Source organism: Paraburkholderia sp. UYCP14C, from assembly GCF_004197395.1.
Classification (GTDB): Bacteria; Pseudomonadota; Gammaproteobacteria; order Burkholderiales; family Burkholderiaceae; genus Paraburkholderia.
Window position 1 is genome coordinate 1 of the sequence record NZ_SELS01000080.1, and the last position, 26,345, is coordinate 26,345.

18 protein-coding genes and 1 pseudogene are annotated in these 26,345 nt (G+C 62.0%); 16 read left to right on the top strand and 3 right to left on the bottom strand.

Features of this window, described 5'->3' with window-relative positions; translation table 11 throughout:
* Positions 1-281 precede the first annotated feature (281 nt).
* Positions 282-1,325 (top strand): transporter, encoded by a 1,044-nt coding sequence (locus tag EVC45_RS38810; RefSeq protein WP_129963413.1) that lies wholly within the window; start codon positions 282-284, stop codon positions 1,323-1,325.
* 132 nt (positions 1,326-1,457) lie between these two features.
* Here the strand turns inward: EVC45_RS38810 and hmpA are convergent, their stop codons facing one another.
* Positions 1,458-2,639, bottom strand: coding sequence for an NO-inducible flavohemoprotein (hmpA, locus tag EVC45_RS38815; protein ID WP_129963414.1), 1,182 nt, complete (start codon positions 2,637-2,639; stop codon positions 1,458-1,460).
* Positions 2,640-2,777: 138 nt separating this feature from the next.
* Between hmpA and norR the strand changes: the two genes are divergently transcribed.
* From norR to EVC45_RS38860, 9 genes are all read left to right on the top strand, one after another.
* Positions 2,778-4,373: a nitric oxide reductase transcriptional regulator NorR gene (gene norR / locus EVC45_RS38820; RefSeq protein ID WP_129963415.1), complete on the top strand. Its 1,596-nt coding sequence runs from the start codon at positions 2,778-2,780 to the stop codon at positions 4,371-4,373.
* Positions 4,374-4,595: 222 nt separating this feature from the next.
* Entirely contained in the window at positions 4,596-5,438 is an 843-nt protein-coding gene (locus EVC45_RS38825) for a MaoC family dehydratase N-terminal domain-containing protein (RefSeq protein ID WP_129963416.1), read from the top strand.
* 19 nt (positions 5,439-5,457) lie between these two features.
* Positions 5,458-6,621, top strand: a complete 1,164-nt coding sequence (locus EVC45_RS38830) for an acyl-CoA dehydrogenase family protein (protein ID WP_129963417.1) — start codon at positions 5,458-5,460, stop codon at positions 6,619-6,621.
* A gap of 16 nt (positions 6,622-6,637) precedes the next feature.
* Entirely contained in the window at positions 6,638-7,816 is a 1,179-nt protein-coding gene (locus tag EVC45_RS38835; RefSeq protein WP_129963418.1) for a CaiB/BaiF CoA-transferase family protein, read from the top strand.
* Between the two features lie 107 nt (positions 7,817-7,923).
* Positions 7,924-9,312 (top strand): MmgE/PrpD family protein, encoded by a 1,389-nt coding sequence (locus EVC45_RS38840; protein WP_129963419.1) that lies wholly within the window; start codon positions 7,924-7,926, stop codon positions 9,310-9,312.
* Positions 9,309-10,112, top strand: a complete 804-nt coding sequence (locus EVC45_RS38845; protein ID WP_129963420.1) for a CoA ester lyase — start codon at positions 9,309-9,311, stop codon at positions 10,110-10,112. Before EVC45_RS38840 ends, EVC45_RS38845 begins: the two co-directional genes overlap by 4 nt.
* A gap of 276 nt (positions 10,113-10,388) precedes the next feature.
* Complete coding sequence (locus tag EVC45_RS38850; RefSeq protein WP_248295431.1) at positions 10,389-12,074, top strand: glycoside hydrolase family 43 protein; 1,686 nt, start codon at positions 10,389-10,391, stop codon at positions 12,072-12,074.
* An 18-nt stretch (positions 12,075-12,092) separates the two neighbouring features.
* Positions 12,093-13,421: an MFS transporter gene (locus EVC45_RS38855; RefSeq protein ID WP_248295432.1), complete on the top strand. Its 1,329-nt coding sequence runs from the start codon at positions 12,093-12,095 to the stop codon at positions 13,419-13,421.
* A 65-nt stretch (positions 13,422-13,486) separates the two neighbouring features.
* Positions 13,487-14,401, top strand: a complete 915-nt coding sequence (locus EVC45_RS38860) for a LysR family transcriptional regulator (protein WP_129963421.1) — start codon at positions 13,487-13,489, stop codon at positions 14,399-14,401.
* Positions 14,402-14,405: 4 nt separating this feature from the next.
* Here EVC45_RS38860 and EVC45_RS48065 read toward each other — a convergent pair.
* Positions 14,406-14,561, bottom strand: a pseudogene (locus EVC45_RS48065) (diguanylate cyclase domain-containing protein); the annotation flags it as partial.
* Positions 14,562-14,720: 159 nt separating this feature from the next.
* On the opposite strand from EVC45_RS48065, the gene EVC45_RS38870 reads away from it, so the two are divergent.
* The 6 genes from EVC45_RS38870 (at position 14,721) to EVC45_RS38895 (ending at position 23,234) form a co-directional block, all read left to right on the top strand.
* Positions 14,721-16,103 (top strand): MFS transporter, encoded by a 1,383-nt coding sequence (locus tag EVC45_RS38870; RefSeq protein ID WP_129963422.1) that lies wholly within the window; start codon positions 14,721-14,723, stop codon positions 16,101-16,103.
* Between the two features lie 113 nt (positions 16,104-16,216).
* The gene (locus tag EVC45_RS38875) at positions 16,217-17,128 is read left to right on the top strand and encodes a LysR family transcriptional regulator (protein ID WP_129963423.1); all 912 of its coding nucleotides are present in this window, start codon (positions 16,217-16,219) and stop codon (positions 17,126-17,128) included.
* Between the two features lie 170 nt (positions 17,129-17,298).
* Positions 17,299-18,798 carry an aldehyde dehydrogenase family protein gene (locus EVC45_RS38880; protein ID WP_129963424.1) on the top strand — a complete coding sequence of 500 codons (1,500 nt, stop codon included), beginning with the start codon at positions 17,299-17,301 and terminating at the stop codon, positions 18,796-18,798.
* A 158-nt stretch (positions 18,799-18,956) separates the two neighbouring features.
* A complete protein-coding gene (locus EVC45_RS38885; protein WP_129963425.1) occupies positions 18,957-20,129 on the top strand; it encodes an FAD-binding oxidoreductase in 1,173 nt (390 codons plus the stop codon).
* 152 nt (positions 20,130-20,281) lie between these two features.
* A complete protein-coding gene (locus EVC45_RS38890; RefSeq protein ID WP_129963426.1) occupies positions 20,282-21,490 on the top strand; it encodes a PLP-dependent aminotransferase family protein in 1,209 nt (402 codons plus the stop codon).
* Positions 21,491-22,130: 640 nt separating this feature from the next.
* Positions 22,131-23,234 (top strand): YjgN family protein, encoded by a 1,104-nt coding sequence (locus tag EVC45_RS38895; RefSeq protein ID WP_129963427.1) that lies wholly within the window; start codon positions 22,131-22,133, stop codon positions 23,232-23,234.
* A gap of 540 nt (positions 23,235-23,774) precedes the next feature.
* Here EVC45_RS38895 and rpoD read toward each other — a convergent pair.
* Entirely contained in the window at positions 23,775-25,772 is a 1,998-nt protein-coding gene (gene rpoD / locus EVC45_RS38900; protein WP_129963428.1) for an RNA polymerase sigma factor RpoD, read from the bottom strand.
* Positions 25,773-26,345: the final 573 nt, after the last annotated feature.

The window sequence follows — 26,345 nt, forward strand, 5'->3', positions numbered from 1 at the left end:
CATCCCGAACAGGACCGTGAAACGACTCCACGCCGATGATAGTGCGGATTGCCCGTGTGAAAGTAGGTAATCGTCAGACTCCTTACCCAGTCAGAAACCCCACCCCCAGCGGTGGGGTTTCTGCATTTGCGCGGCCCAATTCGGAAGAGACGACTCTTTCGTGACAATCGAACCGCAGCAATTCGACAATACGACGCCGGAAACTGCGCGCGTCAACTTTCTTTCAATCGATCGCGCTATGCTCACGTATTCCTTTCGGAAGCGTTTGCATTGAACGACCTATGAAATCTGATCTGGCATTGCAAACCTACGGCGCGGATGCGTCGGGAATGGTCTGCGGTTTCCGGTTTTCGCCGATGCTTGCGGGACAGCCGATCGACGCGGACGAGGTCATCGACTGGTTTCGCGAGCGCGAGGATGATACCGGCATTACCGCAAAGGACGCTGGCGAGTTTCTGTGGCTTCACTTCAATCTTGCGCATAGCGCGAGCGAGCGCTGGATGCGCACGCAGCTCGAGCTGCCTGAGACCTTTTTCGACGCCTTGCGGGAAGGCTCGCATTCGACACGGATCGAGCATGCGGACGGCGCACTGCGCGCGGTCGTCAACGACGTCATGTTCAACCTCGAATTCATCCCGTCCGAAATCGCGACGCTGTGGATTTACGCAAATAAGCGGCTCATCGTCACGGCGAGGCTGAAGCCGCTGCGCTCGGTCGATCGTTTGCGTGCGTCGGTGCGCGAAGGGGAAATATTCAGGTCGCCTGCCGAGCTGCTAGTTCATCTGATGCGCGACCAGGCCGATCTGCTCGTGCAGATCGTGCGCCGAACCAGTGCCGATGTCGATCGAATCGAGGATCGCTTTCTGTCGCAGCGGCCGACGCAAAACCGCCTCGACCTCGGCGCGATGCGTCGCACGCTGACACGTCTGCAGCGCATGCTGGCACCCGAGCCGGGCGCGATTTTCCGCTTGCTGGCGAGGCCGCCTCGCTGGCTTCATGCCGAAGACGTGCAGGATCTGCGTGAATCGACGGAGGAGTTCTCGGTCGTGCTCTCGGATGTGTCGGGATTGATCGAGCGGGTCAGATTGCTGCAGGAAGAAATCACCTCACGTCTCGAGGAGCAGAACAACCGCACGCTTTTCACGCTGACGCTCGTCACGGTGCTGGTGATGCCAATCAATATCGTCGCAGGATTCTTCGGCATGAACGTCGGCGGCATTCCGCTCGCCGAGAACAAGCATGGCTTTTGGCTGATGGTGCTGCTGGTCGCCGGCTTTACCGGGTTGACAGGCTGGTGGGCGTTTCGCCGCAGAAGGGAGCGCTAGAACGCGCGGCAGACCCGGCCCGCTATTACGAGGCCAAACCCGCCGGCGTGATTGAAACCTGAAGATGCCCGTCCCCGAATACGCTTCGCAACGATTCGAAGAGGGCAAGTACTCGTCGATCAGTCGAGTGCGTTATTCGAGCGCGGCAGCCGGCCCGAAGAACTCATAACGGCTCTGCGATTCCGGCACGCCGATCGCCTTCAGGCTTTTCTTGATCGCCTTCATGAACGCGACGGGCCCAAGGAAATACACGTCGACATCGCGCGTTTCCGGCAGCCACTTCTTCAGATTCGCTTCGTCGACGTAGCCGACTGCGTGCGCGTCGGCATCGCCATCACGGCGCTGCTCGTAGCAATAGAAGCGCTTCAGTTGCGGATGGCGTGCGGCCAATGCATCGATTGCGCCGCGGAATGCATGCACGCCACCATGACGGGCCGCGTGAATGAAGTGCACCGGACGATTGGTCTTCAGCGCGGCTTGCAGCATTGCCATCGTCGGCGTGATACCGACACCGCCGCTGATCAGCACCAATGGCTTGTCGCCGGGCTGCAGCGTAAATTCGCCGGCCGGAGCGAACAGATCGAGCGTGTCGTTTTCCTTGATCTGCTCGTGCAGATACTTCGACACGGTGCCGTTCGGTTCACGCTTCACGCTGATGCGATATTCGCGGCCATCGCTCATTGCGGACAGCGAATAGTTGCGGCGCACTTCTTCGCCATTGATCATCAGACGCACGCCGATATACTGCCCCGGCTGAAACGCGAGCAACTCGCCGCCGTCATCGGGACGCAGATAGAACGACGTGATCTCGTCGCTTTCCTGCACTTTGCGCGCGACGCGGAACAGCCGCGTGCCGCGCCAGCCGCCGGGCGCTGCTTCGCTTTCGGCGTAGCTCTTCTCTTCGAGGCCGATCAGCAGATCGGCGAGTTGTTGATACGCGGCGGCCCACGCTTCGATCACGGCATCGGTTGCGACCTCCGCGCCGAGTACTTCGCGAATCGCACGCAGCAGGCAGCTTCCGACGATCGGATAGTGCTCGGGCTGCACGTTCAGCGACACGTGCTTGTTGATGATCTGCCCGACGAGCCCGCCCAGTTGCTCGAGCTGATCGATATGGCGGGCGTACATCAGCACGCCGTTGGCCAACGCGCGCGGTTGCGCGCCGCTCGCCTGATTGGCTTGATTGAACATCGGGCGCACTTCCGGGTGCTCGCTGAGCATCAGATTGTAGAAGTGCGTGGTGAGCGTCTCGCCGCCGCTTTCCAGGAGCGGCACGGTTGCTTTGATGATGGCGCGGTGTTCGGCGGATAGCATATTTTCAAGTCCTGATGAGAGTCTGTGTGAGCGTCTGTCTATCAGCGAGTGTCGCAGCCGGTTTCGGCAGACTGCCTCTACTATCCACGATTCGTGCCAGGTATAAAATGCATTTAGATCAACGATCTGGCAACTAACATGGTTCATTCGACACTAGTCGAAAAGACTCTACCCGCAGTCGATCTGACTACCGAGGCCGTCCTCGACGTTCTGACCCCGCTGATTCTCGACCTGTCGCGCGAACTGTCTGAGCGCGAGCGTTATCGGCGGCTGCTCAGTGCGCTGCGCTCTCTGTTCCCGGGCGACGCCGCCGCGCTGCTGCGCCTCGAAGGCGACACACTGGTGCCGCTCGCGATCGATGGCTTGAGCAGCGATACGCTCGGACGGCGTTTTCGCGTCGCCGAGCATCCGCGCTTTCGGGAGCTGCTGGCCCAGCCGGGGCCGACTCGCTTCGCCGCCGACTCCGATCTGCCCGACCCCTACGATGGCCTCGTGCAAGGCATGGCGGCCGGACACCTCGAAGTGCACGACTGTCTGGGGTGCCCGCTGTTCATCCGCGGCGAGCCCTGGGGTCTGCTCACGCTCGACGCACTCGACCCGGCACGCTTCGACACTCTCGACATGGCTTCGCTGCAGGCGTTTCTCGGCCTCGCGGCCGCGACCGTGAGCGTGGTCGAACGGATCGACGCGTTGGCGCGCAATGGCGAGGAGGCGCAGCGCCGCGCGGAAGCGTATCGGCTGGCGAGCAGCGAGAGCCGGCGCGAGCTGATCGGCAGCAGCGACGCGCATCGCCGCATGGTGAAGGAAATCGAGGTGGTGGCCGCCAGCGATCTGACCGTGCTCGTGACCGGCGAAACCGGCGTCGGCAAGGAACTGGTCGCGAATGCGATCCACGCGCTGTCGCCGCGCGCGAACAAGCCGCTGATCAGCCTGAACTGCGCGGCGTTGCCCGATACGCTCGTCGAGAGCGAACTGTTCGGGCACGTGCGTGGCGCGTTTTCGGGGGCGTCGGCGGATCGGCGCGGCAAGTTCGAACTCGCGGACGGCGGCACCATTTTCCTCGACGAGGTCGGCGAGTTGCCGCTCGCGGTGCAGGCGAAGCTGTTGCGCGTGCTGCAGAATGGCCAGTTGCAGCGCATCGGCTCGGACCACGAACACAGAGTCGACGTGCGGCTGATCGCCGCCACCAATCGCGATCTTGCCGAAGAAGTGCGCGCGGGCCGCTTTCGCGCCGACCTCTATCATCGCCTCAGCGTCTATCCGCTACGCGTGCCGCCGTTGCGCGAGCGTGGCCGCGACGTGCTGCTGCTGGCGGGCTTCTTCCTCGAAGACAATCGCTCGCGGCTCGGCTTGCTGAGTCTGCGTCTCGCGACTGATGCGCAGGCCGCGCTACTGCACTACGCGTGGCCCGGCAATGTGCGCGAACTCGAGCATCTGATCGGACGCAGTGCGCTGAAGGCGTTGGCGGCCAGTCGCGAGCGCCGCCGTATTCTGACGTTGACGGCCGCGGACCTGGCGTTGTCCGACGCACAGGATCCTGAAGCAAATCAAACCGCCACGCAAAGCGAGGAAAGCGAGACGAAAGACTTTCGCAGCGCGGTCACCGAGTTCGAACGCAATCTCGTTCTCGAAGCGCTGGTCCGCAATAGGCAAAACTGGGCAGCGGTCGCGCGCGAGTTGGGGCTGGACCGGGCGAATTTGAATCGGCTGGCCAAACGACTGGGGCTCAAATAAGCCGGCAGGTGAAAGAGCATCGTCGCGACGCGGCAAGAACGAGCAGGTCAAGCCGTATCGATCGCCGATCGCGCTGAAAACAGATTGTCAGCGCTGCGCGCCGGGCCTAACGTCTTAATCAAAACCAAAGGCCCGCTTCGGAAATTCGAACTTCGCGGAACACAGCGCGTCGGTCATAGTGGGACCCATCACGGACCAACACCTGAATCTGGAGACTCCGCCATGTCCGCTGCCCCAGAGAAACTCGACGACTGGCTCGACAAGCAGGCGGTGACCGAAGACGACATCACCGCGTTTCCATTGACGGCACTCGCGGCTACGCTGGATCGCGAGGAAAGCGGTAACACCGTGCCGCCGTTGTGGCACTGGCTGTACTTTCTGCCGGTCGCGCCGCTATCCGAAGTCGGTCCCGACGGTCATCCGAAGCGCGGCGGCTTTCTGCCGCCCGTGCCCCTGCCGCGACGCATGTGGGCTGGCGGCCGGCTTACGTTTCATGCCCCACTGAAAGTCGGCGAGCATGCGCGACGCACGTCGACGATCGCCAATATCGATGACAAGACCGGCCGCTCGGGCCGCCTCGTGTTCGTCACCGTGCAACATACGATCGAAGTCGATGGCGAATTGAAGCTCGAAGAGGAGCACGACATCGTCTATCGCGACGCGCCGCAGGAAGGCGCGCGGCCGCAACAGCCGGCGCCCGCGCCCGAAGGCGAAACGTGGTGCCGCACGATCGACGCCGATGCCGTGATGCTGTTCCGTTACTCGGCGCTGACTTTCAACGGCCATCGCATTCACTACGACCATCCATATGTCACACAGGTCGAAGGTTATCCGGGCCTCGTCGTGCATGGCCCGCTGATCGCGACGCTGCTGGTCGATCTCGTGCGCCGCGAACTGCCGCAAGCGACGCTGCAAAGCTTCGCGTTCCGCGCGCTTCGCCCCACGTTCGCAGATCAGCCGTTCACGGTGTGTGGCAAACCGTCCGCAGACGGCAAGACCATCGACCTGTGGGCGAAGGACCACGAAGGTTACCTGGCCATGCGCGCGACCGCCGCGCTCGCCTGAAAATCCGCGAGACTCGACCATGCAAATCACGCAACACGATTCGTTCCAGGACATTCGCGAGGCCGTGCGCGATCTGTGTCAGCAGTTTTCCGGCGAGTACTTTCGCAAGATCGACGAAGCACGCGGCTATCCGGAAGAATTCGTCGACGCGCTGACGAAGGCCGGCTGGCTCGCCGCGCTGATTCCGCAGGACTTCGGCGGCTCGGGGCTCGGGCTCACGGAAGCGTCGGTGATCATGGAAGAGATCAATCGTGCGGGCGGCAACTCGGGTGCGTGCCACGGGCAGATGTACAACATGGGCACGCTGTTGCGCCACGGTTCGGAAGAACAGAAGCGCAAGTATCTGCCGAAGATCGCGAACGGCGACTTGCGTTTGCAATCGATGGGCGTGACCGAGCCGACCACCGGCACCGATACGACGAAGATCAAGACTACCGCCGAGCGGCGCGGCGACCGTTACGTGATCAACGGTCAGAAGGTGTGGATCTCGCGCGTGCAGCACTCGGACCTGATGATCCTGCTTGCCCGCACCACGCCGCTCGCGGACGTGAAGAAGAAATCGGAGGGCATGTCGATCTTCATCGTCGATCTGCGCGAAGCGATCGGTCATGGCCTGACCGTGCAGCCGATTCTGAACATGGTCAATCACGAGACCAACGAGCTCTTTTTCGACAACCTCGAAATTCCGGCCGAGAATCTGATCGGCGAGGAAGGGCAGGGCTTCAAATACATTCTCGATGGCCTCAACGCGGAGCGCACGCTGATCGCCGCGGAATGCATCGGCGACGGCTACTGGTTCGTCGATAAAGTCACCGAATATGCGAAGGAGCGCGTCGTGTTCGGCCGGCCGATCGGACAGAATCAGGGCGTGCAGTTTCCGATCGCGCGCTCGTTCATCAACGTCGAGGCTGCGAGCCTGATGCGCTTCGAAGCAGCCCGTCGTTTCGACGCGCATCAACCGTGCGGGGCGCAGGCGAACATGGCGAAGCTGCTCGCGGCGGATGCGTCGTGGGAAGCGGCCAATGCGTGCCTGCAATTTCACGGCGGCTTCGGCTTCGCGTGCGAATACGACGTCGAGCGCAAGTTTCGCGAAACGCGTCTGTATCAGGTCGCTCCAATTTCGACCAATCTGATTCTCTCGTACGTGGCCGAGCATATTCTCGGGCTGCCGCGTTCATTCTGACCCGCTGGCGGACATCATGAGACCACTCGACGGTATCAAGGTCATCACGCTCGAGCACGCGATTGCCGCGCCGTTCTGCACACGTCAACTGGCCGATCTCGGCGCGCGCGTGATCAAGATCGAACGGCCCGGCGTCGGCGATTTCGCGCGCGGGTATGACGAACGCGTGCATGGACTGTCATCGCATTTCGTGTGGACCAATCGCTCGAAGGAAAGTCTTTCGCTCGATCTGAAGCAGCCCGCGGCGGCGGAGATTCTCGATGCGCTGGTGGCCGATGCCGACGTGCTGGTGCAGAACCTCGCGCCGGGCGCCGCCGAACGGCTCGGCCTCGGCTACCACACGTTGAGCGACAAGTATCCAAAGTTGATCGTCTGCGATATTTCCGGCTACGGCGCGGACGGTCCGTATCGCGACAAGAAAGCGTACGACCTGCTGATTCAAAGCGAGTCCGGCTTTCTGTCGATCACCGGTTCACCCGGCGCGCCAGCGAAGGCGGGCTGCTCAATCGCGGATATCGCGGCGGGCATGTACGCGTATTCGAACATCCTGAGCGCGCTGTTGCAGCGTGGACGCACAGGGCGCGGGTGCCGCATCGACGTGTCGATGCTCGAAAGCATGGTCGAGTGGATGGGCTATCCGCTCTACTACGCGATCGACGGTCAGCCGCAGCCCGCGCTCGCGGGTGCCGCGCATGCGACGATCTATCCTTACGGCCCGTTTCCCGCTGGCGACGGCAAGACGGTCATGCTTGGCTTGCAGAACGAACGCGAATGGAAGCTGTTCTGCGAGCGCGTGCTCGCACAGCCTGAACTGGCAACCGACGAACGCTTCGCATCGAATTCGAAGCGTACTGCGGCGCGCGACGCGCTGCGCGAGGTGCTCGTCGCGGCGTTCGCGAAGCAGAGCGCCGCGCAGGTGATCGAGCGACTCGATGAAGCAGGCATCGCGAATGCGCAGATGAATTCGCTAGCGGACGTTTGGGCGCATCCGCAACTGAAGGCGCGCGAGTGCTGGCAGGAAGTCGGCACGGCAGCGGGCACGATACCGGCATTGCGGCCGCCCGGCTTGCCTTCCGACATCGCGCCCCGGATGGACCCGGTGCCCACGCTTGGTCAACATACCGAAACAATTCTGCGTGAGCTTGGTTACGACCATGCTCGTATCGACGCGCTGCGCGCAGCCGGCACGATCTGATCAGTAGACCTGCTTTGCTTCGCGCCGGTACGCATGTGATGCAGCATGACGAGCCGGCATTCCGAACCTACCGCATGCAACCTGGCACGACACCGCACACGACACTCATGAGCGATCATCCCAGTCTCACACTTGCCACTTTCGCCGCACAACTCGACTTCGACCGCATTCCGCACGAGGTCGTCGAGCGTACCGTCAACCTGTACGTCGATTGGCTCGGCTCGGCGCTGGCCGGCAAAGGCGCGCGCCCGGTCGAGACGATCGCGCGGTTCGCACGCGCGGCAGCCGGTGCGACGAACGAGGGCCGCTGCGAGGTGCTGATCGACCGCAGCGGCACCACGCCGTATTTCGCCGCGATGATCAACGGCGCGGCATCGCACTTCGCTGAACAGGACGACGTGCACAACGGCTCGGTGTTTCATCCGGCGACCGTGGTGTTTCCGGTTGCGCTCGCGTTGGCACAAGCCAAACGAGCGTCGGGGCGCGACTTCATCGCGGCGGCGGTGGCGGGCTATGAGGTCGGCATTCGCGTCGGCGAATTTCTCGGGCGCTCGCACTACAAGGTGTTTCACACCACGGGCACGGTCGGCACGGTCGCGGCCGCGGCAACTGCGGGACGGTTGCTGGGTTTGTCGCCCTTGCAGATGCTCGATGCGTTCGGCTCGGCGGGCACCCAGGCGAGCGGCCTGTGGGAATTTCTGCGCGACGCTGCCGACTCGAAGCAACTGCATACCGCGATGGCTGCCGCGAACGGCCTGATGGCCGCGCAACTCGCCGCCGACGGCTTCAAGGGCGCGACTCACATTCTCGAAGGCGCGCAGGGCATGGCCGCGGGCATGTCGAGCGACGCCGATCCGGCGCGCCTCGTCGATCGGCTCGGCAGCCGCTGGGCGACCGCGGAGACGTCGTTCAAGTATCACGCGGCGTGCCGCCATACGCATCCGGCCGCCGATGCGTTGCTCGCCGTCGTGCGGGCGCATCGTCTCGCGCCGGGAGACATCGCGAAGGTCGTCGCGCACGTGCATCAAGGCGCGATCGATGTACTCGGTGCCGTGGTCACGCCGCGTACCGTGCATCAGGCGAAGTTCAACATGGGCACGGTACTCGGGCTCGTCGCGCAGCACGGTTATGCGGGCGTGACCGAATTCGAGCAGGGCTTCGACGCGAGCGAGATCGCCGTGTTTCGCGACAAGGTAACGATGGTGCTCGACGCTGAAGTCGACGCCGCCTATCCCGCACGCTGGATAGGCAAGGTCACGGTGACGACGACCGACGGCCGCGTGTTCGATGGGCGTGTCGATGAACCGAAAGGCGATCCGGGGAATACGTTGTCGCGCGATGAGATTGCGACGAAGCTGCATCGGCTTGCGGCGTTTTCGGGTGCGGCTACTGAAGGTGAGGCGGCGCAATTGCTTCGCCGCGCGTGGCGTGTTGCCGAAGAGACGCGGATTGGTTCGGTATTCGATGCGACTTCGCGCACGACGGTGGCGGCATGAACGCGTTGCCCCGCTCGTATCTGTTCGTGCCTGGGAATCGGCCCGAGCGGTTCGACAAGGCCTATGCGGCCGGCGCGGACGCGGTGATTCTCGATCTGGAAGACGCGGTGCAGCCGGATCAGAAGGTGTCGGCGCGTGCGGCGTTGGTAGCCGCGGAGTCTGCTAACGGATCGCGGGCCGCGTGGGTGCGCATCAATGGCTCGGATACACCCTGGTTTTCAGATGACGTTGCGGCGCTCGTTGGGCAGGCCGGCGTCGCGGGAATCGTGCTGCCGAAAGCTGAGACACGTGAACAGATCTGCGCGGTGCTGGCTAATGCGCATCCGTCGTTGAGCGTGCTGCCGATCGTCGAGACTGCGCGCGGGTTCGCGAACCTTGCGGAGCTATGTGGCTCACCGCGCGTGCTGCGTATCGTGTTCGGCACGCTGGATTTTCAGGTCGATCTCGGTATCGATGGGGATGGCGAGGAGTTGCATCTGTTTCGCTCGCAGATCGTGCTTGCGTCGAGGCTGGCTGGCATTGGTGCGCCGGTGGATGGCGTGTCGACGACCATTACCGATGCTGAGGCGGTGCAAGCCGATGCGCGGCGCGGGCGGCGGTTTGGTTTCGGCGGCAAGCTTTGCATTCATCCGAAGCAGATCGAGGCGGTGCATCGCGCGTATGCGTGGAGTGACGCCGAGGTGGAGTGGGCGCGGCGGGTGCTTGCGGCTGTTGAGGCGAGCGATGGTGCCGCGGTTGCAGTGGAGGGGAAGATGGTCGATATGCCGGTGATCCTGCGAGCGCGGAGGGTCTTGGGCTGAAAGACGGCACGACAGCCGAGAATCTCGACGACGACTGGAGCACCACAGGATTTCTACCTATCGAGGGAGCGCGTGTGATCAGCGTATCAACGTATCCCTCCGACTGAAGCCACTCACTTGCCGGTCATTCGAACGACGTACCAGCAAGCCCCCATCCAAGGGAATACCCTCCCATCACCGCACTTGAATAGTTGATCGGTCACATGCTAGATTCAATTGTTATCGGTAACAGTTTCACCGGAGTCGGCTTCGAATTCCCGTCATGTATCCGGTCGGTTGTTCTCTCAACGTTGTCGGAAAGAAGATCTGTTCCCCTCAGCACGTCACAAAATACCCCTCCCGATGAGCACTATTCAAAATCCAGTTCTGCGCGGCTTCAATCCGGATCCTTGCGTATGCCGTGGCAAGGATGCCTGGTACATCGCGGTTTCAACGTTTGAATGGTATCCGGGCGTTCTCGTTTACGAATCGAAAGACTTCGTCAACTGGGAACTCAAGGCCACGCCTCTGGACAGGCTATCGCAATTGAACCTGATCGGGGAGCAGCCGTCCGCAGGCATATGGGCGCCCGCTCTGTCCTATCACGACGGTCTTTACTGGCTCGTCTATACCGACACCAAGGCATGGAAAGGCGAGCAGAAGATCTCCCCGCTGCGTGACATGCACAACTACCTGGTGACCGCCCCGGACATCACCGGCCCCTGGTCGGAGCCCGTGCATCTCGTGTCCGGCGGATACGATCCGTCGCTGTTCCACGACGAATCGGGCAAAAAGTGGCTGGCCTATATCCGGCGCGATTTCAGAGGTCTCCACGAAGACCTTTTCGTCGGCATCGTTCTGCGGGAATACTCGGTGCAGGAGGAAAAGCTGATCGGCGAAGAGCGCGTCATCTATAAGGGCGCCAACCTGAAGACCGATTACTTCATGAAATGTCAGATCTACGAGGCTCCGCATCTGCTGAAGAAGGGAGACTGGTACTACCTGATCACGGCGGAGGGCGGCACAGGCTATACGCATGCGACGTGTGTATCCAGGTCCCGCGATATTTTCGGTCCATACGAGCTTCATCCCGACACGCCGATGCTTACGTCGCGCGACGCTAGGGGACGGATCCAGCGGACCGGCCACGGCAATCTGGTCGAAGGCCCGCACGGCCAGTGGTACATGACGTATCTCGGATCGAGACCCATCGATGCGCACACGAAACGCTCGCCGCTAGGCCGCGAGACTTGCATCGCACCGATCGAATGGAACGCCGACTGGCCCCGCCTCGCGAATGGTGGTGTGGTCCCGGCCGAGTCTTTCGTGATCGACTCGCACATCGAGCAAAGCCTTGACAGCAGTTGGGCGGTCGATTTCGGACAATGTGCCGCGTTGCCGCTGGAACTGCAGAGTCTGCGAATCCCCATCAGCGACGACTGGTGCAATCTTCGCGAACATCCGGGCTATCTGCGGATCAGGGGGCAAGAGTCGCCGACTTCGCGGTTCCATCAAAGCTTGCTGGCCTGTCGCATCCGCGACTGGCAGTTCGAAGTCGAAACGGCGCTGGAATTTTCGCCTAAGTCGTATCTGCACATGGCAGGGCTCATGGCACGTTACGACGAAAACACCTTCTACTACCTATTCGTCACGCGCGACGACGACGGCACAAAAATCCTGTCCTATATGGAAATGGATGCCGGCAGCTTCGCGTACAGCAATCGACTCGCGACGCTGCCCGAGGCCACCGCGATCGACCTGCGGATGCGCGTCGTGGACGCGAAACTGCGCTTCTTCTATCGCACGACGGATGGTGACTGGAAGGACCTCGGACTGGAAAAGGATTTCACGAAACTCAGCGATGAATATGCAACCCCAATCGGCTTCACGGGGGCTTTCGCGGGTATCACCGTCAACGACATGCTCGGTTTTCGCGAGCCTGCCGATTTCAAGTCGTTCTCGTACCGCCAACTGGCCGGCTAGGACGCGGATTTCGTTTCATTGCTGTCGATCGATAATAAGGAAGACCTCATGCGCTTTCGTTGGAGACATCGCTATCTCGTGCTGTTGATTCTGTTTGCGATCTATCTGCTCTGTTATATGGACAGAATGATCATGGCGGCGGCAATTCCATTTATTGCGTCGGAGTTTCATCTGTCGGCGATGGAAATGGGAGGAATCCTCAGTGCCTTCTTCTTCAGCTACGCGCTATGTCAGATCCCGGCCGGCCTGCTTGCAGACAGATTCGGCCCGCGGCTGATGTCGACGATCGGGATTGCGTGGTGGACGATTTTCACCGCGCTTACCGGACTGTGCAATTCACTCGGTTTGATGCTGGTGGTGCGGGTTGCGTTCGGCGTCGGCGAAGCGCTGTTTCCTCCGGCCGCGTTCAAGGCACTGTCGGCATGGTTTCCAAAGCGCGAGGTCGGACGGGCGACTGGGCTGATGATGACCACTAATGCCCTGGGACCTGCGCTGGCGCCGCTGTTCGTGGCCGCAGTGATGGCCGCGTGGGGATGGCGCGCGATCTTCACGAGCCTGTTCATACCCGGTATCGCGATGGCGATATTCGGCTGGATCTATATCCGCAACAACCCGAAGGACAGCAAGCACGTTTCGGATATCGAACTGGAGGAAATCGGTACCAGCGAAACAACATCGTCTGCTTCCGCCGGTAAAGCGGATTTTGCTGGATTGGTGAAAACGCCGCTGGTCTGGTGGTGCTTCGTCACCTTGTTCGTTTTCAGCATTGCCTCGTGGGGCATCATGAGCTGGTTCCCGACGTATCTGCTGAAAGCGCGCGGCCTTTCGACGGCCCGAATGGGCATTATGGCGTCGGTGCCCTTTCTCGTCGGCACGATTGCCTACTGCATCACCGGCTTTCTTTCCGACAAGTTCTTCCGCAATCGTCGCGAATTGCTGGTCGTCCTCGGCTGCATCGTGGCCGCCATCTTTGCTTATATGACGGCCCATGCGGAGACCGCGGAAACGGCGGTGTTCTATCAGACGATCGGCTATTTCTTCTCGACCATGGCCGGCTGCTCGTTGTACACCATCCCGAACGTCGCGCTGCCGAACAAGGTGGTCGGGTCGGCAATCGGCTTTGTCAATGCAGCGGGTCAGCTGGCAGGATTTCTTTCTCCGCTGATCGTCGGTTACATCCTGACCAGGACGAATAACGACTTCAATATCGTGTTCCACCTCTTCGTCGGCTGCTTCTTGCTGGCGTCGGTTTCCGCATGGTTCATCAATACGAGGACGGACCGCAGCGACACTGCCGCGTTGACCGGCGGCGCAGAAGTAAGCGCGCAGAACCGGACAGCGGGATAAATGGAGCGATGGGGCCCGGGCCGGCGATAATTCCGGCTCAGTCACGTGCTTTAATTCGCCCGCCCATGAAATCGAGGATCGAAAATTATTCCAGTGGGATTAGCGTCTTTGCCGCGGTAGTCGACGCCGGCACGTTTGCGGCTGCGTCGGATGTGATCGGAATGTCGCCGCCTGGCGTGAGCCGGGCCATTGCAAGGCTCGAAAAGAGGCTGAAGATCCGGCTCTTCAACCGGACCACACGTTCCGTATCGCTGACGGAGGAGGGCCGCCGCTTTTACGAGCAGGTCATGCCGCACCTCGCAGGGCTAGAGGAGGCCGCCGTGGCCGCGGCTGGCGGCGCATCGGCGGTGCGGGGGAAGTTGCGGGTCAACCTCGATCCGGTTTGTTACCGGGCGATCCTCGGGCAGCAACTCGACCAGTTCATGGATGCGCATCCTGAGCTCGAAATCGAGTTCATCGCGCGTGACCATCTCGGCGATCTCGTGCTCGAGGGATTTGATCTCGCGCTGCGGTTTGGCGAGCCGAGGACCTCGACGCTGGTCGCACGCAAGCTGCTCGACACGGCCGTGGTGACGGTGGCCGCACCGTCGTACATCGCGCGACGCGGCCGCCCGGCAAAGCCGGAAGATCTGGAAGGCCCGACTCACCGATGCCTGGAATTCCGTAATCCGGAGACAGGCAAGCCGTTCCCCTGGGAATTCCATCGCAAACGCAAGCACATCGTGATTGCCCCGCGGGGACGATTGACGGTGAACGATCCTGGCGCGCTGCTCAACGCGTGCCTCGCCGGATCCGGCGTCGCGCAGATGCTTCTTCTCGGTGCCGAGCATCTGATTGATGAGGGGCGGCTGATCAATCTCTTTCCCGACTGGCCTGACGAACGCTATCCCCTCTACGCCTGCTATCCGTCACGGCATCACATGCCGGCCAAGACGCGAGCCTTTCTGGACTTCGTGGTCGAGTTGGCGAACGCTCACTAGCGAGCACTTCGTCGCCAATATCGTGTCCGTAACTTTCGTTGATCTTTTTGAAGTAATCGAGATCGCGATTTCGACGGGCAGCAGCGATTGAAGAGCTTCTTTTCCCTTCCCTTAAGCAAACCGGAACACTCACCTCCAAAAAACCCAATTCCCACTCCACGTCACCTGTCGCAATCTTGAAGCCAACGGCCCTGCACGATCCAGCAACGGCCGTTCAGCGCTCTGCCCCGAGCCGCCGCCTCCAACGAAGGCAGCCTCGCAGAACTGTTCCGCGCACGCGCGCCTCTCGCTCGCAGTCCAAAAAGACAGGAGACACAATTTGCCAGCCCCCATCAACTCCGGCGCACGCCTCGAGCGCCTGCCGATCAGTCGTTTCCACTGGAACATCCTCGGCCTGATCGGCGCGGGCGCTTTCCTCGACGCCTTCGACATCTATCTCGCCAACGGCGCTCTCGCGGCGATGGTCAAAACCGGCTTCACCGATCTGCGCCTCGGCTCGTTCTTCATCTCCGCAACCTTCATGGGCATGATGATCGGCGCGGGCCTGTCGGGCTATCTCGGCGACCGCTTCGGCCGACGCTATTCGTATCAAGCCAATCTCGCGATCTTCGGCATCGCATCGCTCGCCGCCTGCTTCGCGCCGGACATCTACTGGCTGATCCTGCTGCGCTTCATCATGGGCATCGGCCTCGGCGCCGAACTCGTGGTCGCGGCCGGCACGCTGTGCGAATTCGTGCCACCCGCGACACGCGGCCGCTGGACCGCGTTGCTCGCGCTGATCATCAACTCCGGTCTGCTCGGTGCGACCGCAATCGGCTATTGGGTGATTCCGCATCTCGGCTGGCGCTACATGTTCGCGATCGCGGGCGTCGGTGCGCTGATCGTGTGGTTTCTGCGGCATCGGATGCCGGAGTCGCCGCGCTGGCTTGAAACGGTCGGCCGGCTCGAAGAGGCCGAGGCGACCGTCGCGGCGATCGAGCGACAGGTCGAGGCGCGCGTCGGCAAGCTGCCGCCGGTCGCGCGCGTGGTCAGTCACGAGGTGCCGGCCGCACCGTTCTCGGCGTTGTTCGCGCGCGGCATGATCGGCCGCACGCTGGTCGCCGCGCTGACCTGCATGGCGATCAACATGTCGCTGTACGGTTTCGTCGCATGGCTGCCGACGTTCTTCGTCAAGGAGGGCCTGACCATCGTGCAGTCGCTCGGCTTCGTGCTGCTGATGTCGTTCGGCGCGCCGGCCGGCGCTATCGTCGGTTATCTCGTCACGGACCGCCTCGGGCGACGCAACGGCATCGTGCTGTTCTCGCTCGCAACGATCGTGCTCGGCTTCATTTATGTGCAGATGCGCGCGCCGGTGCCGATCGCGGTCGTCGGCTTCGCGCTCGTCACGGCGATCTACACGGTCTGCACGCTCGGTCTGTTCGGCTACATCCCCGAGCTGTTTCCGACCGCGCATCGCCTGCGCGGCACCGGCGTGGCCGGCACGTGCGGCCGTGCGGCGTCGATGTCGACACCCTATGTCGCGCTGCTGCTGTACACGCAATTCGGGGTGACGGGTGTGCTGACGATGGTCGGTGGCGTGCTGTTGTTGCTGAGCATCGCGATTCTCGCGCTGCGCATCGAAACGAGTCAGCAGACGCTCGAAGAGATTTCACCCGATTCCGAGCTGATACCGCAAGCGGAGATGATGCAAGAGTCGGCCTAGGCGGTACGCGCATGAAGGCGGTCCGTCGATTCGGATCTTTTCCCGGCTAAATTTCACCGCGTCCGGTTAAGATGAAAGTTGTTTTTGCGCATGCTTCGTTAGCAGCTTTCATCATGCACTTCGATTTCGTCGATTTACGCTTGCTCCTGCACATCGCCGACACGCGCAATCTCGCGCGTGCCGCGGAGCGTTCGCACCTGTCGGCGCCGGCCGCCAGCAACCGGGTCAAGAATCTCGAGGAGCAGCTCGGCATCAAGCTGCTCTATCGAACCAGCCAGGGTGTGACGCCGACGCCCGCTGGTGAGGCCTTCGTACATCACGCGCGGCTCGTGCTCGAACGTGTCGAGCATCTGGCCGGCGACATGCAGGAGTACGGCGAAGGCATCAAGGGCCACGTGCGCATCTGGGCCAACACCACGGCGATCAGCGAGTTCATGCCGGCTGTGCTGAGCCGGTTCCTGCGCGATCACCCGGACGTGAACATCGATCTGCGCGAAGTATTGAGCGGCGAGATCGTCAAGGGTGTCGCCGACAGCGCGACCGACATCGGCATCGTCGCGGGCAATGTGCATGCCGAGCATCTGCAGATGCTGCCGTATCGCGACGATCGGCTCGTGCTGGTTACGTCGTGCGAGCATCCGCTCGCAAGGCAGGCGTCGGTCGATTTTTCGCAGGTGTTGAACGCGAACTTCGTCAGCTTGCCGACGTCGAGCGCCATTCACGCGTTCATCATGAGCGCCGCCGATGCGCTCGGTGCGCGTCTCAAACTTCGTATCCAGGTCGGCAACTTCGAGGCCGCGTGCCGGATGATCGAGGCGGGTGTCGGAATCGGCATCGTGCCGGAGTCGGTCGCGCTGCGGCACAGAAAGACGATGCAGATCGCGATCGTCGGCCTGAACGATCCGTGGGCCGAGCGCAAGCTGAAGATCTGCGTGCGCAGTCTGAAGGACTTGCCGCCGTTCGCGCGTGTGCTGGTCGACCGGTTGATGGCGGTGGTGGAGGGGGACGGCGCGCCAGGGGCTTGACGCGCGGCCGCGGACACCCGCCCGAAGTCCGACAAAGTTTCCTTCTGGAAACACCGCAGCCTTTTGTCAACCGGTATTTCACTCCCCAGCATCTCCTTGCCGCCATAGAAACCCGCGTGTATAGTTTCCGAACTTACTCTTGTTTCGTATCGGAAATTAAAGGGGTTCACATGGACGCGTCCACCATCCTCGCCGATCTCGGCATTGCTCAAGCCGCGCAAGCCGGCGATATCGCGGTTCATTCGCCGATCACCGGCGAGCTCATCGGCCGTGTGGCCAGCCAGACGGCGGCTGAGGTCGACACGGCGCTCGCCCGGGCCAAAGACGCGTTCGCCGTGTGGCGCGACGTGCCGGCGCCGCGCCGCGGCGAGCTGGTGCGGCTGCTCGGCAATCGGCTGCGCGAACAGAAGCATGCGCTCGGCAGCCTCGTCTCGCTGGAGACCGGCAAGATCCTGCAGGAAGGCATGGGCGAAGTGCAGGAAATGATCGACATCTGCGATTTCGCGGTCGGTCTGTCGCGTCAGCTGTACGGTTTGACGATCGCGTCCGAGCGCCCGGGTCATCGGATGGCGGAGTCGTGGCATCCGCTCGGCACCTGTGTCGTGATCTCGGCGTTCAATTTCCCGGTGGCGGTGTGGTCGTGGAATGCCGCGCTCGCGCTGGTGTGCGGTAACGCGGTGATCTGGAAGCCGTCGGAAAAGACGCCGCTGTCGGCGCTGGCCGTGAACAGGATTCTCGAAGACGCGCTGAAGGAATTCGGCGACGCGCCGGCTGGCCTGAGCGTATTGATCATCGGTGGCCGCGACGTGGGCGAAAAGCTCGTGGCCGATCCGCGCGCGTCGATCGTCAGCGCGACGGGCAGCACGGAAATGGGTCGCAAGGTCGGTGTCGAAGTGGCGAAGCGTTTCGGCCGCTCGCTGCTCGAACTCGGCGGCAATAACGCCGGCATCGTCACGCAGACGGCCGACCATGAGCTCGCGATGCGCGGCATCCTGTTCTCGGCGGTCGGTACGGCCGGTCAGCGCTGCACGTCGCTGCGGCGTCTGTTCGTGCACGACAGCGTGTACGAGAAGACCGTCGAGCGTCTGAAGCAGCTTTATAGCCGCGTGCCGATCGGCAATCCGCTCGAAAAGGGCACGCTGATGGGACCGCTGATCGACCGTCAATCGTTCGACCGCATGCAGGAAGCGCTGCAGCAGGCGAAGGCCGAGGGCGGCAAGGTGTTCGGCGGCGAGCGTGTCGAAGTGAAGGGTTATGAGGGCGGCTATTACGTGCGTCCGGCCATCGTCGAGATGCCGTCGCAAACGTCGGTCGTGCTGAAGGAAACCTTCGCGCCGATTCTGTACGTGCTGCGCTATGCGGACTTCGCCGATGCGGTCGAAGCGAACAATGCGGCGCATCACGGTTTGTCGTCGTGCGTGTTCACGAGCGACCTGCGCGAAGCGGAACGCTTCGTGTCCGCGGCGGGCAGCGACTGCGGTATCGCGAACGTCAACATCGGACCGAGCGGCGCCGAGATCGGCGGCGCGTTTGGCGGCGAGAAGGAAACGGGCGGCGGTCGTGAGTCGGGCTCGGATGCATGGAAGGCCTATATGCGCCGCGCGACCAATACCGTGAACTACTCGACGGCGCTGCCGCTTGCGCAAGGCATCGACTTCAATCTCGACTGAGCGCGCAAGTGTGACGTTGTGAGCGATGGCGGCGTATTGCGCTTGATGCCGATGCGCCGCGCTCGCCGTGACGCGCGCAAGCAACCGCGCGTTCCTGATAGCAATCCGTTTGCGCCGCCCGGCGTTCCGGAGCGGCCACGTTACTCGTGGAGTAAGACGTGAGTTCGAAAGTCGTGATCGTCGGCGGTGGGGTGATCGGCAGTTCGATTGCGTATTTCTTGCGGCTGTCCGATCCGACAGTCGGCGTCACGGTCATCGAGCGCGATCCGACCTATGCGCGTTCGTCGTCGGCGTTGTCGGCGGCGTCGATCCGGCAGCAGTTTTCGACGCCGCTTTCCATTCAGATGTCGCTGTTCGGCATCGAGTTTCTGCGCTCGATCGGCGAGCGGCTCGAAGTCGACGGCACGCGGCCCTCGATCGATCTGCACGAAGGCGGCTACCTGTTTCTCGCGACACCTGCCGGTGAAGCGACGCTGCGCGAGAATCACGCGCTGCAAAAAAGCCTCGGCGCGGATATCAGTCTGCTCGATGCGCATGGCTTGCAAACGCGCTTCCCCTGGCTCAATACCGACGACCTCGTTGCCGGCGCTTTTGGCGAGAGCGGTGAAGGCTGGTTCGACGGCTACGGTCTCGTGCAGGCGCTGCGCAAGAAAGCGCAGGCGCTCGGCGCGCGCTATGTCGCGGCCGACGTCACCGCGCTGCATCGCGATGGCAAGCGCGTCACGCAGGTACAGACTACCGACGGCGAGACCTATGCTTGCGACGTCGTCGTCAACGCGGCCGGCGCGTGGTCGCGCAAGGTCGCGCAGATGATCGGCATCGACCTGCCGGTATATGCGCGGCGGCGCAGTATCTTCAACGTCACGTCGCCGGCCAGGCTCGAACGCTGTCCGTTGCTGATCGATCCGAGCGGCGTGTACTTCCGGCCCGAAGGCAATTCGTATATCTGCGGCACGTCGCCATCGGCCGATAACGACCCCGACGATCTGCCGCTCGACGAAGTCGATCACGCGCTATTCGACGATGTGATCTGGCCGACGCTTGCCAATCGCGTGCCGCAATTCGAGGCGCTGCGGGTGCAAAACTGCTGGTCCGGCTATTACGAATACAACGTGCTCGATCAGAACGCGATCATTGGCCATCATCCGGATGTCGACAACTGCATCTTCGCGAACGGCTTCAGCGGCCACGGTTTGCAGCAAGGGCCGGCAACCGGACGCGGCATCAGCGAATTGATTCTGCAGGGCCGCTATGCGACGCTCGATCTCAGTTCGCTGAGCTTTGCGCGCGTGCTCGAAAACCGGCCGATCATCGAAAAGAACGTGGTGTAGTGCCATCTATGGGCCTGAAGCGGGGTCATGCGGAAAACGCAATAAGTAGTGCATAGATATCGTTTGCCGCAGTTCCCGCCGTTGGCCACAATCGACGCCGATCGTCTTCGACATCCGAATCGATATCACACGAAAGGCAGGCGGCCGTCATCATGTTCTCATTCAATCCCGCATTCGAAGCCCCGAGCGGTTCGCCGATCCGCGAGCTGTTCAAATACCTCGCGCAGCCCGGCATGATCTCTTTCGCCGGCGGTTATCCGGCGAGCGATCTGTTCGACCGCGAAGGACTCGATGCCGCGGCCGCGCGCGCCTCGCAGCAGCCGACGCTGTGTCTGCAATACGGCCCGACCGATGGCATCGCGATCCTCAAGGAACAACTCGCGCTGCTGATGACGCGGCGCGGCGCGCCATGCGCGCCCACGGACCTGCTGGTGACGACCGGTTCGCAACAAGGCTTCGATCTGCTGCTGCGGGTGATGGTCGCGCCCGACGACGTCGTGCTCGTCGAGCAGCCCGCGTATCCGGCCACCTTGCAGGCGCTAAAGCTCCAACAGGCCGATGTCGTCACGGTGCCCGTCGATCAGCACGGCCTCGACGTCGCGAAACTCGCCGCAGTGCTCGAATCGGGTACGCTGCGCAGCGCTCCCAAGCTGCTGTACACGGTGCCGACATTCGCGAATCCGACCGGCGCGACGTTGTCGCTCGAGCGTCGGATCGCATTGTTGAAACTGGCGGCGCGTTATCGGTTCGTGATCGTCGAAGACGATCCATATGGCGATCTGCGATTCGATGGCACGGCAGTGCCTTCGCTTTTCGCATTGAGCGAGCAAGTGCCCGGTTCGCGCGACTGGGTCGTGCATTTTTCGAGTCTGTCGAAGATCGTCGCGCCGGGATTGCGTGTCGGCTGGATGGTCGCGCACGCGGAGATCGTGCGGCGTTGCGTGGTCGCCAAGCAGACCGTCGATCTATGCAGCGCACCGTGGACCCAGGCGATCGCCGCCGAGTACCTCGCAAGCGGCGCATTGGAGCGGCATCTGCCGCGCATTATCGATGCGTATGCCGTGAAATGCCGCGCGCTATGCGATGCGCTCGACACGCATCTCGCGCAGCACATCGCGTTCCATCGTCCGGCGGGCGGCATGTTCGTGTGGGCGCGCCTGAACGCGGCGTGCGATGCATCCGACTATCTGCGCTTGTGCATCGAACAGAACGTGATGTTCGTACCGGGCGTCGCGTTTTACAAGGACGCGGTCGATAGGGCGGCGCTGCGACTGTCGTTTGCCGCGCCGGGTGTGGAGCGGATTGAAACCGGCGTGCATCGAATGAAGCGGGCGCTCGAGCAGTATCTCGAGGGGAAATAAAATCTTTGATCGCGTCGATGCAATCAGTTTGAATGCAGCGGATTACCCGGCGAGCATCTAATGTTCAGCCGGGTTTTTTTATCCAAATGCCAAAAATTGCGGCGATTTAACAGAATTCACCGCATTTCTTATTAATTGCGAATTGCGAATTGCGAATTGCGAATTGCGAATTGCGAATTGCGAATTGCGAATTGCGTTGCGTTGCGTTGCGTGCGAAGGCGCAATCGTTTTCCTTCGCACATGCCGTTCTAACTTGGCCGGTCCTTACGAGCCGCAGGCGAAACTGCGCGGGTTTGCCACGTCGGACGGTGCGCGCGCGAGCAGGCCGTCAAATGATCGCCTCCAATGAAATTGCTATTGCCCGTCTTAATTGCTGGATTATGCAATTTGAATGAATTCGCGCGTTGCTAAATCTCGTAATGAAAGTGGCCGATTTATATGCGGGAATGCCATTTATAACGATTAGAAACCGTGTAATTATCGTGATTGCCGGCCGGCTTCCGTTTCGCGTGATTCCCTGAGCGTTTGAAAAACAGGTTTTGCACGGGCTCGCGCTACGCGAGCCGGCCTTCGCACGGGAAAGCACCGTCGCCCGTCGAGCGGGCCATAAAAACGTTAATGAGGAAATGAGGGCAACGCAATGAATTCACTCGACGAGAAGCGGCCGCTGCTGATCTACGACGGCACGCTCGGCGACCTCTACGGCATCTTTTTCAGGAACCTTCTGCTGCAAATCGTGACGCTCGGCATTTACCGCTTCTGGGCGCGCACCAACAATCGCCGCTATGTCTGGTCGCACATGCGGTTTCAGGACGAGCGCTTCGACTACACGGGCACCGGCGGCGAGCTATTCAAGGGTTTTCTGTTCGCGATCGTGGTCGTGTTCAGCGCGGCTTTCGCGGCTGGCGCGCTGAGCGTGGTCTTGCGCATGCTGACGAAAAGCGCGGCGCTCGGTTCGCTGCCAGTGGTCGCGTTGTATCTGCTGATCGTCGTGCTCGCGGCGGGCGCGTTTTTCGGCGCGCAACGCTATCGGCTGAGTCGCACTCAGTGGTGCGGCATTCGCGGCGGCATGACCGGTTCGGCGCTCGGCTACGGTGTGCGCGCGTTGCTGTATGCGCTGTTGTGCGTTTTCACGCTGGGCCAGATGATGCCGTGGACATCTATGCGTCTGATAGAACGCCGCATCAACGCGAGCCGCTTCGGTAGCCTGGCGTTTCGCTTCAAGGGGCGCGCGTGGTTCGTCTACGGCCTGTTCCTCGTCACATGCGTCGGCGTGGTCGTGTTGTTCGCGGTGCTGTTCATGGTGTTTCTGAAGGGCGCTTTCTCATCGATGCATGCCGGCCTCATGTCCGGGGTGGGTATGGCGCCGTCGCGGGCCGCGCTTGGATCGCTGTTCCTGTTTTATGCGCTGTTCTCCATCGGCACGATGCTGATCCGCAGCTTCTATATCGCGGCGCTGACGCGCCATGTGATGGGCAATACATCGCTCGGCTCGCAATTGCATTTCGGCAGCAACGTGAGCGTCGTGCGTCTGCTCGTTTTGCAGTGCGGCAATCTCGCGATCATCGTGCTCACGCTAGGCTTCGGCGCGCCGATCGTGCTGCATCGGCTGATGCGCTTTGCCGCCGACACGCTGCAGGTTTCCGGCTACCTCGATCCGCGGATGCTGAGCCAAAGCACCGTGGACGCACCTTTGACCGGCGAGGGCATGCTGAATCTGCTCGATCACGGTGGCGCCTTATGAGACTGGCGTCGCGTCGCCTGCACCGCGTGGCGCGCGTTACTTCGACCGCCGTGACGCGGTCGCTCATGCGACGACGCTGCATGGCATGTCGTCGCTGCCGGAGGGCTGGTGAAGCTGTCGTATAGCCGCGGATGGGGCACGTTGCCGACGCGAATGGCATCGCCCATCTGCAGACTGGCGGCCTGCGCAGCGACGGGCTCGTCACCCGGCGAAAGCGCGTCGAGCGCGCAACAGCGAACGGGGCGGTTCGCACGTTGTGCGGCAAGCGATCGGGCACGCGACTCATTCAAGGCGCGAGCGCGAACCTTAACAAGCTCAACGAGTTAGCGCAGTCATGCGCAGGTTGTCCACAAGCTTGTTCCCAAAATCTGTGGACAACGGCGCAGAAGCGAGACTGAGAACTCGCGCGTGTGAAGAGTGACCGGAAGGTACAGCACAAAGCAAACAGCGGGACTCACCGTTGACCGGTTCATCCCGTTGCTTGTGTACGACGGTGTGGCCGGCTTGCCGTGCAGTGCGCACGGCAAGCGTGGCAAACGCTTATCGGTCGAGGAACGACTTCAGACGGTCCGCGCGGCTCGGATGCATGAGCTTGCGCATTGCCTTGCTCTCGATCTGGCGGATCCGCTCGCGCGTCACGTCGAACTGCTTGCCCACTTCTTCGAGCGTGTGATCCGACTTCGTGTTGATGCCGTAGCGCATGCGCAGAACCTTCGCTTCGCGCGGCGACAGCGAGTCGAGCGCGTCGTCGATCGCGGCACGCAGGTCGGCCTGCATCGCGGCATCCGCCGGCGACGAGACGCCAGCGTCTTCGATCATGTCACCCAGCGTCGCATCGCCGTCGTCGCCGACCGGCGTTTCCAGCGACACCGGCTGCTTCGCGATCTTCAGAATGCCGCGGACCTTCTCTTCCGACAGTTCCATGCGCTCCGCGAGCACCGCCGGATGCGCTTCCTGGCCGGTCTGCTGCAGGATTTCGCGCGAAATGCGGTTCAGCTTGTTGATCGTTTCGATCATGTGCACCGGCACGCGGATCGTGCGCGCCTGATCCGCGAGCGAACGCGTGACGGCTTGACGGACCCACCACGTCGCGTACGTCGAAAACTTCCAGCCACGACGGTATTCGAACTTGTCCACGGCCTTCATCAGTCCGATGTTGCCTTCCTGGATCAGGTCGAGGAACAGCATGCCGCGGTTGACGTACTTCTTCGCGATCGAGATCACGAGACGCAGGTTCGCCTCGATCATCTCGCTCTTGGCCTTGCGCATCTTCGATTCAGCCGCGACCATCTTGCGGTTGATCTCTTTCAGATGCTTGAGCGGCAGCGACACCGTCGCTTCGATGTCGATCAGCTTCTGCTGTTCGGACTGGATGGCCGGCAGATGACGCTCGAGCGCCGCGCCATATGTCGAAGCGCCGGTGCGCGCGGCACGCTCGGTCCAACCGAGGTCGGCCTCGCTACCCGCGAACGTCTCGATGAACTTCTCGCGCGGCATGCCGGCCTTCGAGACGACGATCTGCAAAATGTTGCGCTCGATCGCGCGCACTTGCGCGACCTGGTGCTGCACGTCGCCGCACAGACGGTCGATCGTACGTGCGGTGAAGCGGATCTTCGCGAGGTGCTGCTGGATTTCTTCGCGTGCGCGCAGATAGGCCTTGGAGGTGACGTCGCCGCGCGTGTGCGCCGCGTTCATCTCGTCGGACAGCATGCCGACCTGGGCGAAGATTTCGAGGCAGTCGCTCGTGAGCTGCTTCAGGCGAGCTTCGTCCGCCGCCGACGAATCGGCCGGGGCGTCGTCGTCTTCTTCGTCTTCGTCGCTTTCTTCGTCGGCATCGCTCTCTTCGTCGGCATCCGCATCGGCGCTCGCGACTTCTTCTGCGGCGCCCGTCTCTTCATTCAAACCGTCGACGAGTTCGTCGATACGCAGCTCGCCATCGGCGACCTGCTGCGCGCTTGCGAGGATCGCGGAGATGGCGAGCGGGCACGCGGCGATCGCCTGCACCATTTCGTGCAGTCCGTCTTCGATGCGCTTCGCGATCGCGATTTCGCCTGCGCGGGTCAGCAGCTCGGTCGCGCCCATTTCGCGCATGTACATACGCACGGGGTCGGTGGTGCGGCCGAACTCGGAGTCGACGGTCGACAGCGCGACTTCGGTTTCTTCGTCCGCCTGGTCGTCCGACACCACGGCCGGGGAGTTCGAGTTGAGCAGCAGCGTTTCCGCGTCCGGCGCCTGCTCGTAGACCTGCACGCCCATGTCGCTGAACGCGCTGACGATGCTGTCGATCGCCGCGGTAGCGGTGAAGTTGTCGGGCAGGTGGTCGTTGATCTGCGCGTGGGTCAGGTAGCCTTGCTCTTTACCCAACTGGATCAGTGCGCGCATCAGGCGCTGGCGCTCTTCGGCTTGTTGCGGGGGCAGATCGGCTGCCACGGGGATCGCTTTGCCGGCGCCCTTGCCTTTGGCCGAGCGGCCGGACGGAACTTTGGCAGTGAAGGCGGCGGTTTCGTGTTGCGAATCTTCGCGATCAAAAGGGTTCACGTAATTTCCTCTAGAGGCTTCGCTATGAGACGCAAGACGCTACCGTCAGGCGTTTCGAGCAGGGCTCAGCATCACCTGATGTGACTCAACGCGGTTGTTGGGCTGTGCTCTGGGGAGCAAAAAAGATGAGCCCGCTAGAAAGCGGGCCGATGGACATGCGAAATTTTGCGCGGCTCGCATTATATACGAGCTTGGGGGTTCGCGCTCATGGGTGCACATCAAATCATCGTCGCTGTTGTCGCATGCATGCGTGAGGCTACGCTGGTGCGTAGCCCGTGTGCATGCGCGCGGCGTCACATAGATAGGGGCGTGTTGCTTCTTGCGCAAGGGGCTCCGCGTCGTTTTCCTATATGTGGGCCGCATCCTCGCAGGCTGTCCCCCAAAAGAAATTCGCAGGAGGGGCTTGACGTGTTGTCGATGGCTCTCCATAATCTCGTTTCTCTGCTGCAGACGCAGCGACGCAAACGAAGCAGTGCCGGTGGTTGTGGTTCAGGCGCTGCGGGTTGGGCGGATCGATCTTTAAAAACTAACAGCCGATAAGTGTGGGCGCTTGATGCGGAATGTGGCGGCGGA

Coding starts and splice junctions, on each gene's coding strand:
- EVC45_RS38810 (WP_129963413.1), top strand. CDS start 282: ATGAAATCTGATCTGGCATTGCAAACCTACGGCGCGGATGCGTCGGGA.
- hmpA (WP_129963414.1), bottom strand. CDS start 2,639: ATGCTATCCGCCGAACACCGCGCCATCATCAAAGCAACCGTGCCGCTC.
- norR (WP_129963415.1), top strand. CDS start 2,778: ATGGTTCATTCGACACTAGTCGAAAAGACTCTACCCGCAGTCGATCTG.
- EVC45_RS38825 (WP_129963416.1), top strand. CDS start 4,596: ATGTCCGCTGCCCCAGAGAAACTCGACGACTGGCTCGACAAGCAGGCG.
- EVC45_RS38830 (WP_129963417.1), top strand. CDS start 5,458: ATGCAAATCACGCAACACGATTCGTTCCAGGACATTCGCGAGGCCGTG.
- EVC45_RS38835 (WP_129963418.1), top strand. CDS start 6,638: ATGAGACCACTCGACGGTATCAAGGTCATCACGCTCGAGCACGCGATT.
- EVC45_RS38840 (WP_129963419.1), top strand. CDS start 7,924: ATGAGCGATCATCCCAGTCTCACACTTGCCACTTTCGCCGCACAACTC.
- EVC45_RS38845 (WP_129963420.1), top strand. CDS start 9,309: ATGAACGCGTTGCCCCGCTCGTATCTGTTCGTGCCTGGGAATCGGCCC.
- EVC45_RS38860 (WP_129963421.1), top strand. CDS start 13,487: ATGAAATCGAGGATCGAAAATTATTCCAGTGGGATTAGCGTCTTTGCC.
- EVC45_RS38875 (WP_129963423.1), top strand. CDS start 16,217: ATGCACTTCGATTTCGTCGATTTACGCTTGCTCCTGCACATCGCCGAC.
- EVC45_RS38880 (WP_129963424.1), top strand. CDS start 17,299: ATGGACGCGTCCACCATCCTCGCCGATCTCGGCATTGCTCAAGCCGCG.
- EVC45_RS38890 (WP_129963426.1), top strand. CDS start 20,282: ATGTTCTCATTCAATCCCGCATTCGAAGCCCCGAGCGGTTCGCCGATC.
- EVC45_RS38895 (WP_129963427.1), top strand. CDS start 22,131: ATGAATTCACTCGACGAGAAGCGGCCGCTGCTGATCTACGACGGCACG.